The 12219-nt window shown below is 35.4% G+C and carries 10 protein-coding genes, 1 tRNA gene, 1 other RNA gene and 1 pseudogene; 1 reads left to right on the plus strand and 12 read right to left on the minus strand.

The features are described from left to right. Positions 1-247: 247 nt before the first annotated feature. Positions 248-404 (plus strand): annotated as a pseudogene (locus I4N53_RS10150) (transposase); the annotation flags it as partial. Positions 405-692: 288 nt separating this feature from the next. On the opposite strand, the gene I4N53_RS10160 reads toward I4N53_RS10150, so the two are convergent. The 12 genes from I4N53_RS10160 to deoC form a co-directional block, all read right to left on the minus strand. Continuing rightward, positions 693-768 (minus strand) — tRNA-Ala (locus I4N53_RS10160). A gap of 11 nt (positions 769-779) precedes the next feature. Beyond that, positions 780-1132: a transfer-messenger RNA gene (gene ssrA / locus I4N53_RS10165) on the minus strand. A 3-nt stretch (positions 1133-1135) separates the two neighbouring features. Continuing rightward, positions 1136-1606, minus strand: coding sequence for an SsrA-binding protein SmpB (gene smpB / locus I4N53_RS10170; RefSeq protein ID WP_003867905.1), 471 nt, complete (start codon positions 1604-1606; stop codon positions 1136-1138). A gap of 88 nt (positions 1607-1694) precedes the next feature. Then, on the minus strand, positions 1695-3881 hold the full coding sequence (gene rnr, locus I4N53_RS10175) for a ribonuclease R (protein ID WP_029688829.1): 2187 nt from the start codon (positions 3879-3881) through the stop codon (positions 1695-1697). Between the two features lie 9 nt (positions 3882-3890). Beyond that, positions 3891-4442 carry an HD domain-containing protein gene (locus I4N53_RS10180; protein ID WP_214496164.1) on the minus strand — a complete coding sequence of 184 codons (552 nt, stop codon included), beginning with the start codon at positions 4440-4442 and terminating at the stop codon, positions 3891-3893. A gap of 125 nt (positions 4443-4567) precedes the next feature. Next, positions 4568-7201: a pyruvate, phosphate dikinase gene (gene ppdK, locus I4N53_RS10185; RefSeq protein WP_214496165.1), complete on the minus strand. Its 2634-nt coding sequence runs from the start codon at positions 7199-7201 to the stop codon at positions 4568-4570. After that, positions 7198-8010 carry a pyruvate, water dikinase regulatory protein gene (locus tag I4N53_RS10190; protein WP_029688832.1) on the minus strand — a complete coding sequence of 271 codons (813 nt, stop codon included), beginning with the start codon at positions 8008-8010 and terminating at the stop codon, positions 7198-7200. The genes ppdK and I4N53_RS10190 overlap by 4 nt, the downstream gene beginning before the upstream one ends. 13 nt (positions 8011-8023) lie before the next feature. Next, on the minus strand, positions 8024-8665 hold the full coding sequence (locus tag I4N53_RS10195; protein ID WP_003867910.1) for a helix-turn-helix transcriptional regulator: 642 nt from the start codon (positions 8663-8665) through the stop codon (positions 8024-8026). 190 nt (positions 8666-8855) lie between these two features. Further along, positions 8856-10244 carry a glycine--tRNA ligase gene (locus tag I4N53_RS10200; RefSeq protein WP_029688835.1) on the minus strand — a complete coding sequence of 463 codons (1389 nt, stop codon included), beginning with the start codon at positions 10242-10244 and terminating at the stop codon, positions 8856-8858. 109 nt (positions 10245-10353) lie between these two features. Then, entirely contained in the window at positions 10354-10764 is a 411-nt protein-coding gene (locus I4N53_RS10205; RefSeq protein WP_003867912.1) for a DUF4342 domain-containing protein, read from the minus strand. Between the two features lie 14 nt (positions 10765-10778). Next, positions 10779-11525 (minus strand): DNA repair protein RecO, encoded by a 747-nt coding sequence (gene recO, locus I4N53_RS10210; RefSeq protein ID WP_029688836.1) that lies wholly within the window; start codon positions 11523-11525, stop codon positions 10779-10781. A gap of 6 nt (positions 11526-11531) precedes the next feature. Next, a complete protein-coding gene (gene deoC / locus I4N53_RS10215) occupies positions 11532-12203 on the minus strand; it encodes a deoxyribose-phosphate aldolase (protein ID WP_214496166.1) in 672 nt (223 codons plus the stop codon). Between the last annotated feature and the right edge of the window lie 16 nt (positions 12204-12219).

Below are 12219 nucleotides of genomic sequence, written 5' to 3' on the forward strand. Positions count from 1 at the left end.
CTTACCTATATAATATATGGTAAGTTAAACAATTTCAACCCGAATTGATTCTGGGTGGTGTGTTAAAAAATGGATGGATTTTATTACGATTTAGAAGCTTTTAGCAATGAACTAAGGGATAATAGTTTCAGGGCCAGTAAAATTAACTATTATAGGACTGAAAAAGGGCTGTTTAAAATAAATTGTCTGAAAATTCAAACTTTATTTGAATGTGAATATAAATATGTTCATTTTTTACATGATATAAAAGGCTGTCTATAGATTAAGGATTGAATCAGAAAGATAAATTTAGTTTTAAGGCCCTAGATTTTGAAAAAGCTTATGTCAGAAATATTAATTCTGTTAGCAACCTTGATACTTTTAGCCATATTACTTTACCTACCACCACAATTGTAACTAGTTAAGTTTCGTATACATCGCAGCATGTACTAACATCTGCTGAGTATCGCTTATATTAGGTCCGTTAACTTATCCACACAGGAGGATTTTCAAATGGAATTACACCAACTAAAGTTGCACTCTTTCAAGGAGTGAATCAAGTAAAGAATCTGCGCTCAGAAGCCCTAGTTCTTCAAAACGTAGTCTGGCCTTTCCCAGGTCTATCATAATCTTGACACCTCCATACAGGCACTAATTGGGCACCAAAAAAGGGTTCTGGTACCTTGCCGGATACCTAGAACCCTTGATTTTTCTGGTGGAGCTGATGGGACTTGAACCCACGACTTCCACAATGCCATTGTGGCGCTCTCCCAACTGAGCTACAGCCCCATATTTATTTTTGGTGGAGGTGCGGGGAGTCGAACCCCGGTCCGAAGGCGTCACAGTAAAAGCTTCTCCGAGCGCAGTCGCTGTTTTAATTTTCCCTCAGCGGTTCTCCCAGCGACAGGATAACCGCCTCGGTAGCTTCATAAGTTCCGGTTTTGCCCCGAAGCCTGAGCAAAACCAGTTCCCCACTCTTTTGACGCCCAATCCTGAAACGTGGGCATTTCAGGTTGGACGGCTACCTTAAATTAGGCAGCGTAAGCTAATTCTCTGTCTGCGTTTATTTTTACTCCACCATTTTTACGAGCTGGCGGACAACTCGGCTCGCTACTTTTACCTCGACTGCCCCCGTCGAAACCAGTACACCCCCATGTTATATGCCTAATTGTTTTTCTTTAAAGTGCTTTTCTAATTCTCTTTTTGCATCTCTTCTCGCAATATCTTCTCTCTTATCGTAGAGTTTTTTACCTCTCGCTACAGCTAATTCGACTTTGACAAGGCCTCGCTTTAAATAAAGCTTTGTAGGAATTAAAGTGTAACCCTTCCTTGTCACATAACCAATTAGTTTATTAATCTCATGTCTATTGAGAAGTAATTTTCTAGTCCTTAAGGGGTCTTTATTAAATATATTGCCTTTTTCATAAGGACTTATATGCATATTATAAAGATAAACTTCGTTGTTTTCAACTCTTGCAAAGCTATCTTTTAAATTGACTTTCCCCATCCTAATAGATTTAACTTCAGTTCCACTAAGCACTATTCCTGCTTCATAAGTTTCTTCAATGAAGTAATCATGGTAAGCTTTTTTGTTTTGAGCGATTATTTTAATTTCTTCCTTCGCCAAACTTTTAACACCCTCTTTAGGAGAAAATTGCCCTACTTGTGTGTCACAAATAGGGCACCATCATCGCTCTTTATATTATAACACATTTTTAAATAGTGTCAATATATGTTTCTGCGCTTTTATGCTCCGCTAAGCCAATCTCTAAGTTATCTTTTTCCTCTTCTGCTAAAACAAAGTCTATTTCTCTCCTATCCACATCTACATCAACAACTTTTACATAAACCTCTTTACCTATAGAGTAAACTTTTTTGCTCTTTTCACCAATTAAAACATATCTTTCTGGATCAAAATGGTAATAGTCATCCTCCAATGAAGCAACATCTACTAACCCTTCCACAGTATTGTCAAGCTCTACAAAAAATCCGTAATTTGTCACGTTGGAAATTATCCCTTTATAAACATTCCCTATTCTATCTGCCATGTACTCTACTTTCTTTAATTCTTCTATTTCTCTCTCTGCAGCTTCTGCTGCTCTTTCTCTCTCAGAAGATTTTAAAGCAATGTCATTTAAGATTCTGTTGTAATGACGTTGTCTTTTTTCTGTTAATTTTCCATTTATGTATTCTTTGATTATCCTGTGAATTATAAGGTCAGGATATCTCCTTATAGGAGAAGTAAAGTGAGTATAATATTGGGTCGCCAAAGCATAATGGCCAATGTCTTCTGGACTGTATCTTGCTCTTTTTAAAGACCTTAAAAGCAAAGTTTCTACAACTCTTTGCTCACTCTTTCCTCTCACTTGTCTTATTAATTCTTGCAAAGACTTCGGATGTATTTGTCCTCCTTCAATTCCTTTTATATGATACCCCAAATTGTGAATAAACTTATTAAAAGCAATCAGCTTTTCTATATCCGGATGTTCATGAATTCTATAAACAAAAGGTATATTTACCCAATGCATGTGCTCCGCTACCGTTTCATTAGCTGCTAACATAAATTCTTCAATTATCCTGTGAGCTATATTTCTTTCAACTTTTACAATATCTATTGGCTTACCTTTCTCGTCTACTATTACATTAGCTTCAGGAAAATCAAAATCTACACTGCCTCTTCTTTTCCTCTTCTCTAGCAAAACAAGAGCTAGCTCTTTCATTAGTTTAAAATCTTCCAATAGATACTGATACCTCTTTTTTAATTCTTCATCATTTTCTTCTAAGAGTTTGTAAACATTCGTATATGTCATTCTCTCTTTGCTCTTTATAATGCTTTCAAAAATTTCATGGTCTACAACTTCTCCTTGAGAGTTTATTTTCATTTTAACAGTGAGAGTCAGTCTTTCTTCCTGCGGATTTAAACTGCAAATACCATTAGATAACTTAGGAGGTAACATTGGTATTACTCTATCAATGAAATATACACTACATCCTCTCTTTAATGCTTCTTTATCTAAATGAGAACCTTCTTTTACGTAGTGGCTCACATCTGCAATACTCACATATAAAAGGTAATTTTCCTCTGAAAGTTTTTGTACACATACTGCGTCGTCTAAATCTTTTGCATCTTCTCCATCAATTGTGACAAAGTTTAAGTTAGTCAAATCAACTCTTCTCTTTTTTTCTTCTTCAGGAATTTCTGTAGATATATCTTCTGTTTCCTTTAAAACCTCTTTAGGAAAAACTTCAGGAATATCATATTCCCTTATAATGGACATTACATCTATGCCAGGGTCACCTTTATACCCTAATACTTCTATAATCTCCCCTTCAGGGCTTCGCCTTCCTTCAGGCCATTTAGTAATTCTAACTACAACTTTCATACCAGTTTTTGCGTTTTTATCTTCTCCTTTAGGGATAAATATATCTTGATGGATCTTTTTGTTGTCTGGCACTACAAAGCCAAAATTTTTACTTTTTTCGTAAGTTCCAACAATAGTTGTATTTGCCCTTTTGAGAATTTTTACAACTTCTCCCTCTTCACTCTTTCCATCCACCCTTTTTGTAACTCTTACCAAAACAGTGTCATCATGCATTGCACCGTTCATGCCGCTTACAGGTATGAATATGTCCTTTATATTGCTATCTTCGGGAATTAAAAAGCCATAGCCTCTTGAATGAAATTCAATCTTGCCTTTGACCAAATCTAATCTTTCAGGAAGAGCATATTTACCTCGTTTTGTTTTAAAAACAAGGCCTTCTTTTTCCATCTCTTTTAATATTTTTTCTAAAATGCTTTTTTGACTATAGTCTATCCCTAATATTTTCATTATTTCCTCTATTTTGGAAGGCTTATAATCTCCTTCATTCATTAATTCTAAAAGTTTTTCCTTCACATTCATTCCCATTCCTCACAATCCTATCTTCGGTGCGATTTTTTTCATTTCATTAAGGGCAATCTCTAAAAATTCGTCTAAAGAAATTCCAAATTCTTCACAAGTTTTGATTTGGTCACGATTTGCTCCTTTAGCAAAAGTCTTATCTTTAAACTTTTTCTTTAATGATTTTAGCTGAACCTCTTCTAATTTTTTAGAAGGCATCACATAAGCTGTTGCAGTAATTAAACCCGATAAAGGATCTACTGCAAAAAGGGCTTTGTCAAGAAGAGTTATCCTCTCAATGCCATGAATTTCATTATGGGCCATTACTGCATGTACTATTTCCTCATCAAGACCATGCTCTGTTAAAATTTCTCCACCTCTTATACTGTGCAACTCTGGATTATCCTTAGTTTCTTGGTAGTCTATGTCATGTAATATCCCTGTAACTACCCATCTTTCAACATCTTGTCCTAATCTTTCAGCTAAACCTCCCATTATAGCACCTGTAGCTATCATGTGATTTATTAAAGTCTCATCTGATACATATTCTTTGACAAGCGCTAAGGCCGTGTTTCTATCCATTTAACTCTCCTCCTACTATTAAAGTTACCAATTTTACTTAATATTATAACATGAATGGTCAAAAAACAATAACCTTAAACAATGCTCAAAGGCAGCAAATTTTGATTTGCTGCCTTTGAAATTAATTATTTATTATCGTATTTTATTGCCGCCTGAGCAGCAGCCAGTCTTGCAATAGGTACTCTGTAAGGTGAAGCAGAGACATAATCAAGACCTACTTTGTGGCAGAACTCAATAGAAGATGGGTCCCCACCGTGCTCGCCACATATACCTACTTCAAGGTCAGGTCTTGTTTGCTTTCCAAGTTTAGTACCCATTTCTACTAACTTGCCAACGCCTTCTTGGTCAAGCTTAGCAAATGGATCAAATTCATATATTTTCTTTTCATAGTAGGTTTCAAGGAACTTGCCAGCGTCATCTCTTGAAAAGCCAAAAGTCATCTGAGTTAAGTCATTAGTACCAAAGGAGAAGAACTCAGCTTCTTTGGCTATTTGGTCAGCTGTAAGAGCTGCTCTTGGTACCTCTATCATTGTTCCTACAAGGTATTTTATCTCAACATTGTTTTCTTTTATAACTTCGTCAGCTACTTTTACTATTATGTCTTTGAGGTATTTAAGCTCTTTAAGTTCACCTACAAGTGGTATCATAATCTGTGGTTTTACGTCTTTGCCTGTTTTCTTCTTTACGTTTATAGCAGCTTCTATAATAGCTCTTGTCTGCATTTCAGCAATTTCTGGATAGGTTATAGCTAATCTACAGCCTCTATGACCTAACATTGGGTTAAACTCTTTTAAGCTTTCTACTGTTGCTTTTAGCTCTTCAAAAGTTATACCCATGTTTTCTGCAAGTTCTTTAATTTCTTCATCTGTATGAGGTAAGAATTCATGCAGTGGTGGATCTAAAAGGCGTATAGTAACAGGGAATTCACCCATAACTTCAAACAAACCTTCAAAGTCTGACCTTTGCATAGGCAATAGTTTTTCTAAAGCTTTTCTTCTTTGTTCTTCTGTCTTTGAGACAATCATTTCTCTCATAGCAGGAATTCTATCTTCGTCAAAGAACATATGCTCTGTCCTGCAAAGGCCTATTCCTTCAGCACCAAACTGAACTGCAACTTTTGCATCTCTTGGTATATCTGCATTAGTTTTTACTTTTAATTTTCTATATTTATCTGCCCAGCTCATGAGAGTTGCAAAATCTCCAGTTAACTCAGGTGTAACAGTCTTTATTTCACCAATGTACACATTACCTGTGCTACCATCTATAGATATGTAGTCTCCCTCATGAACTTCTATATCGCCAATTCTCATTACTTTTGCTTGCTCGTCTATCTTTGCATCGCCACAACCTACTACGCAAGCTGTACCCATACCTCTTGCCACAACAGCTGCATGAGATGTCATACCGCCACGAGTTGTAAGTATTCCTTGTGCTACAGACATACCTTCAATGTCGTCTGGAGATGTCTCTGTTCTTACAAGAATTACTTTTTCTCCCCTTGATTTTGCAGCTTCTATTGCCTCATCAGCAGTAAAGTATACTTTTCCTGATGCAGCACCAGGAGAAGCGGGTAAACCTTTTGCAACAGGCTTAGCAGCTTTCAACGCATTTGGCTCAAAGGTTGGATGCAATAACTGGTCTAACTGTTTCGGGTCTACTCTTAAGACTGCTGTCTTTTCATCTATTAAGCCTTCAGCCACTAAGTCTACAGCTACTTTCAAAGCTGCTTGAGCAGTTCTCTTTCCGTTTCTTGTCTGTAGCATGTAGAGTTTACCTCTTTCAATAGTAAACTCTATATCCTGCATGTCTTTGTAGTGTTTCTCCAATTTCTCAGCAATTTCTACGAATTGGTTATAAACTTCTGGCATAGTCTCCTTCAAACTTGAAATTGGCTGAGGCGTTCTAATACCTGCAACAACATCTTCACCTTGAGCATTCATCAAGAATTCGCCAAATAAAGCTTTTTCACCAGTTGCAGGATTTCTAGTGAAAGCAACACCTGTACCTGAATCATTGCCCATGTTGCCAAATACCATTGATTGAACATTTACTGCTGTACCCCAATCACTTGGTATGTCGTTAAGTCTTCTGTACACTATAGCCCTTGGATTATCCCAAGACCTAAATACCGCTTTTACAGCTTCTAGAAGTTGTTCTTTTGGATCTTGTGGGAAGTCTACTCCCATTTCTTTCTTATAAAGTTCTTTAAATCTTTTTACTACCTCTTTGAGGTTTTCAGCTGTTAAATCTGTATCAAATTTTGCACCATTTTCCTCTTTTACTTCATCTAAAATAGCTTCAAATTTATTCTTGTCAATTCCCATTACAACATCTGAGAACATTTGAATAAATCTTCTATAGCTGTCATAGGCAAATCTTTCATTGTTTGTAGCTTTAGCAAGGCCTTCTACTGTCTCGTCGTTTAAACCAAGGTTTAAAATAGTATCCATCATACCTGGCATTGAAACTCTCGCGCCAGACCTTACAGATACTAATAAAGGATTTGTTGGGTCTCCAAATTTTTTACCTGTAATTTCTTCTAATTTAGCCATATATTCATAGATTTGTTCAACAATTTCTGGAGCTATAGTCTTACCATCTTGATAGTACCTTGTACAAGCCTCAGTGGTGACTGTAAATCCTTGGGGAACAGGTAAACCCAACTTCGTCATTTCAGCAAGATTTGCGCCTTTTCCTCCTAAGAGGTCTCTCATTGAAGCATCGCCTTCACTAAATAAATACACATACTTTTTACTCATGAAATCTCTCCTCCTTTTAATACGTTTAATATAACATTAGCTGTTTCTTCTACAGCTTTATTTGTAACATCGATTACAGTACACCCTAATCTTTTCATCACCTCCTCAGCATATTTTATCTCTTTTTTAACTCTTTCTTCAGTAGCGTATATAGCATTAGCATCAAGGCCAAGAGATTTTAATCTCTCTTTCCTTATTTTTACCAAAACTTCAGGGTCTATAGTCAACCCAAATATTTTTTTAGAGTTGATTTCAAATAATTCTTGAGGTGGTTCAATTTCTGGCACTAAAGGTAAATTAGCAGCTTTTATGTATTTATGAGCCAGGTACATGCACAAAGGTGTTTTGGATGTTCTAGAAACCCCTATAACAACTACATCTGCCAATAGTATACCCATTGCATCTTTACCATCATCATATTTTACGGCAAATTCTATTACTTCGATTTTTTTCAAATAATCTTCTTTATTATTTTTTGCTAAATTGGTATGGGGGGATATACCAGTACTATCTTCAATAGCATTTATCACTGGTCCCATTATATCTACTATTTTTATGCCAAATTTCTGTGCTTTTTTAAGAAGATAATCTTTTAATTCCGGGACCACCATAGTATGGATTATTATGCTATTTGCATCATTAGCTGCTTCCATAATAATTTCTTCTATTTGATTTTTATCACCTACATACGGATATTTTTTTATTTTTTCTATAAAAGTATCAAAGTGAGCAGCAGCAATACTCGCAATGTTTTCTGCTGTATCTACATTAGAATCTGAAACCAAGTAAATTGATACTCCTTCTTCCATTCAAGAAATCCCCCTAACCTTCCCCAAGCTTTACAAACAATTTAGTTATATTAGTTTTCGAAATTCTTCCTGTCACTTTGTATCCTTGTTTTCCATCACTTCCCACTACAGGTTCAACTACAGGAAGACTGTCTACTTCGTGCTCTATAATTTTAACAGCAGCATTATACACAGGCTCATCATCATAAGTTGTAACTATGTTAGGCATACGGGTCATAATTATTCCCACCGGGACCTTATAAATATCAGTGTTGCCTATTGCGATTTTTAAAAAGTCTTTTCTTGAAACAGCGCCCGTTAAAAATCCTCCATCCTGTACAAAAATTGTCCCGACGTCCTTTAAAAAAAGTGTTACAATGGCATCATACACTGATGTACTTTCCTCTACCACTACAGGTAAAGACTTGATATCTTTTACTTTTATGCTCTTTATATAATCTTCTACTAAACTGAGGGGTGATTTTCCTGTATAAAAATATCCCACTTTTGGCCTCGCCTCTAAAATCCCAGACATAGTTAAAATTGCCAAATCCGGTCTTAAAGTCGCTCTTGTGACATTTAATTTCTCAGCTATTTGTTCCCCTGTAATGGGTTGATGTTTCTTCACAATGTCAATAATTATATGCTGGCGGTTTGTCAGTTGAATCTTTATCACCCCTTTAAAGTTTTTGGCAATTTATACTTTCCTCTGTCGTTTCATAAACGTTTTCTATCGGTTTATCACTTTAGTATAATTATATCACAAGTTTATAAGATAACCAACTTTCTTTTTCGTTTCCTTCTATTATATCACAAATTATTGCAACATAAAAAATCAAGGAAATCAGTTAGAAAGCCTGATTCCCTTAAAAATTTAACCTTTCTTCAAGATATTTCTCTACTTCTTCAATTTTTATTCTCACTTGTTGCATAGTATCTCTATCTCTTATGGTTACACAGTGGTCATTTTCCGAATCAAAGTCATAAGTAATACAGAAAGGCGTGCCTATCTCATCCTGTCTTCTATACCTTTTACCTATGCTTCCTGTCTCATCGTAATCTACTACAAATTTATTTCTCAACTGGTCATAGAGCTTATAAGCATTTTCTGATAATTTCTTGGATAACGGAAGCACTGCTGCCTTAATGGGAGCAAGAGCAGGATGAATCCTTAAAACCACTCTAGTTTCTCCATCTTCTAATTCTTCTTCTTCATACGCATCTATTAAAAATGCCAACATTAACCTATCTACCCCAACAGAAGGCTCAATGCAATATGGTATGTACTTTTCTCCTGTTACAGGGTCCATATAAGACAGGTCAACTTCCGAATGTTCCATATGTTGCCTTAAATCAAAATCTGTTCTATTAGCTATTCCCCACAACTCTCCCCATCCAAAGGGAAAATTATATTCTATGTCTGTGGTAGCAGTACTATAGTGAGATAATTCTTCTTTTTTATGGTCTCTAAATCTTAAATTTTCTTCTTTTAAGCCGAATTCTAAAAGCCAATCCATGCAATATTTTCTCCAGTAACTAAACCATTCCATATCTTCTCCCGGTTTGCAGAAAAATTCCAATTCCATTTGCTCAAATTCTCTTGTTCTGAATATGAAATTACCGGGAGTAATTTCATTTCTAAAAGATTTACCAATTTGTCCTATTCCAAAAGGCATTTTCTTACGAGTTGTCCTTTGAACATTTTTAAAGTTCACAAAAATTCCTTGTGCGGTTTCAGGCCGCAAATACACTTCTGATTTAGAATCTTCTGTAACACCTTGATAGGTTTTAAACATGAGATTAAACTTCCTAATATCAGTAAAATTATGGGCACCACATTTTGGACAGGGCACTTTATGCTCTTTTATAAATTCCATCATTTGTTCATTTGTCCAACCTTCAATAGAAATATTTAATTCCTTTTCTTTAATGTAATCTTCAATCAATTGGTCAGCTCTAAATCTTGATTTGCACTCTTTACAGTCCATCAAAGGATCGCTAAAACTGCTAACATGACCTGATGCAACCCACACTTCTGGATTCATCAAAATTGCAGTATCAATTCCTACGTTATAGGGACTTTGTTGAATAAATTTTTTCCACCACATCCTCTTAATATTGTTTTTAAGTTCTACTCCCAGAGGTCCATAATCCCAAGTATTAGCAAGTCCTCCGTATATTTCAGACCCTGGAAAAACAAATCCTCTGTTTTTTGCAAGGGCAACTATTTTATCCATTGTGACTGCTTGTGACATTTAATAACACTCCTTTTTCTCTCGCAATTATACAAAAACCCTTCATCCCTTTTGGGAAGAAAGGTTTTTGACGTTACTTATTTAAGAATACCAAAGAGACAAGTTTCTGTCAATCTTTTTTCTTTTCTTCTTTTAATACGGTTACGCTTTTATCATGTTTTTCAACTTCAATTGTGCAATTAGCTAAAAGCGCTACTGCCGCTCCCACTAACGTCAACTGAGGAATGATAACTGCAGAAATAGCACCTGCAGTTACAGGAATCTCCAAAAGAACTTTGTCGTCTTTTTTTATTCTTATTTTTGTAACATTACCTTTTTTAATTAATTCTTTTATTTTGTCCATAACTTCTGAACCTGCGACTGTAAAAGTCTCAGTCCAACTTTTTCTATTCTCTTCTATATATATCAATGCGTCTACAACACTGCCACCTGACTTTTCTAATGCTTCTTTTGCTTCTTTATAACTTACTCCCATTCTCTCTACTATCATATCTATTTTTTCTAATTCTTCATCTAACACGTTAAACCCTCCTTTCACATATTTTGTAACTTGTTAATAAAATCTTTTGATTTAAACTCTATTTCAAGATGTTCTTTCATATAGACTGTTATTATTTTATCCACTTCTTCTTTTATAACTCCTGAAACTTTAATATTTTGAAGCTTGTCATAATCTCTTTTAAGAAAATACTTTATAGCTTTTAATGTTACTCCATGTAATGGCTTGGCGTCAAAACATTTATTTTTGCAGTTTATACACACTGCACCCCCGCAGGAATTAGAAAAATATTTTAAATTCTCTCCTTTTCCACACACAACACAATTATCAAGTTGAGGCATATATCCCAATAAAGAAACTAATTTTAAGTTATAAGAAGAAATAAAAATTAAAGGGTCTATTTGTAGCTCATCAACTGCCTTTAAAGAATGTTTTAAAAACAGATACAGCCTCTCGCTTTTTTGATTTTCCTCTAAAATTTTGTTTATAGTTTCGGCAATATACGAAGCTACAGAAAATTTAACTAAGTCTTTTTCTATATTTTTATGAGCTTCGATTAAGTCCCATTGGTCAATATAGTAATAATTTTGCCCCTCAAAAATAACATAATTGGCAACAACAAAAGGCCTTATTGCATTCACAAAGCGGCTCTTTGAGCGCCTTGCCCCTTTTGCCACTGCCTGAAGTTTACCATAGCTTTTAGTAAAAAGGGTGGCTATTTTATCTGTTTCTCCTATTAAATTGTTTTTTAATACTATTGCTTCTGTTTTTAACAAGCGCATTTTTTATCAACTCATTTTCAGTTTATTCCATTCCTCCACAATTTTAACACCTGCACTTGCCCCAATCCGATTAGCTCCTGCTTCAATCATCGCCTTAGCATCTTCAGCAGTTCTTACACCGCCAGAAGCCTTAACACCAAAGTTTTCACCAACTGTCTGCCTCATTAATTTTACGTCCTCTACAGTAGCTCCACCTGGCCCAAAACCAGTAGAAGTTTTAACAAAATCAGCACCTGCTTCTCTTGTGAGCTGACACGCTTTTACCTTTTCTTCATCAGTGAGATAACAGGTTTCTAAAATTACTTTTACAACTATATCTCCGTGAGATTTCACCGCTTTTACAACTTCTTCAATTTCTTTTTTCACATAATCATAATCTCCACTTTTTAGCATACTTACATTCAGTACTATATCTATTTCTGTAGCGCCCCTTTTTACTGCATCCACCGCCTCAAAAACTTTATTTTCGATAGTATTTGCACCTAATGGAAAACCTATCACTGTGCAAACTTTCACATCTGTATCCTTCAACATGTTATAGGCAAGGTCTACAAAGCAGGGGTTTATGCAGACAGAAGCAAACCCATACTCTTTCGCCTCATTACAAAGCTTTTCTATCTCACTTTTTGTCGCATTTGGCTTCAGTAGAGTGTGGTCAATCATTTTTGCTATGTTCATAATATAACCTCCTTTT

The organism is Thermoanaerobacter sp. CM-CNRG TB177 (assembly GCF_018588165.1).
Taxonomy (GTDB): Bacteria; Bacillota; Thermoanaerobacteria; order Thermoanaerobacterales; family Thermoanaerobacteraceae; genus Thermoanaerobacter; species Thermoanaerobacter thermocopriae.

What these genes read in the sequence shown, in the direction of transcription:
- I4N53_RS10180 (WP_214496164.1), bottom strand. Translation starts at nt 4,442, where the DNA reads ATGGATAGAAACACGGCCTTAGCGCTTGTCAAAGAATATGTATCAGAT.
- I4N53_RS10190 (WP_029688832.1), bottom strand. Translation starts at nt 8,010, where the DNA reads ATGGAAGAAGGAGTATCAATTTACTTGGTTTCAGATTCTAATGTAGAT.
- rnr (WP_029688829.1), bottom strand. Translation starts at nt 3,881, where the DNA reads ATGAATGTGAAGGAAAAACTTTTAGAATTAATGAATGAAGGAGATTAT.
- recO (WP_029688836.1), bottom strand. Translation starts at nt 11,525, where the DNA reads ATGCGCTTGTTAAAAACAGAAGCAATAGTATTAAAAAACAATTTAATA.
- deoC (WP_214496166.1), bottom strand. Translation starts at nt 12,203, where the DNA reads ATGAACATAGCAAAAATGATTGACCACACTCTACTGAAGCCAAATGCG.
- I4N53_RS10200 (WP_029688835.1), bottom strand. Translation starts at nt 10,244, where the DNA reads ATGTCACAAGCAGTCACAATGGATAAAATAGTTGCCCTTGCAAAAAAC.
- ppdK (WP_214496165.1), bottom strand. Translation starts at nt 7,201, where the DNA reads ATGAGTAAAAAGTATGTGTATTTATTTAGTGAAGGCGATGCTTCAATG.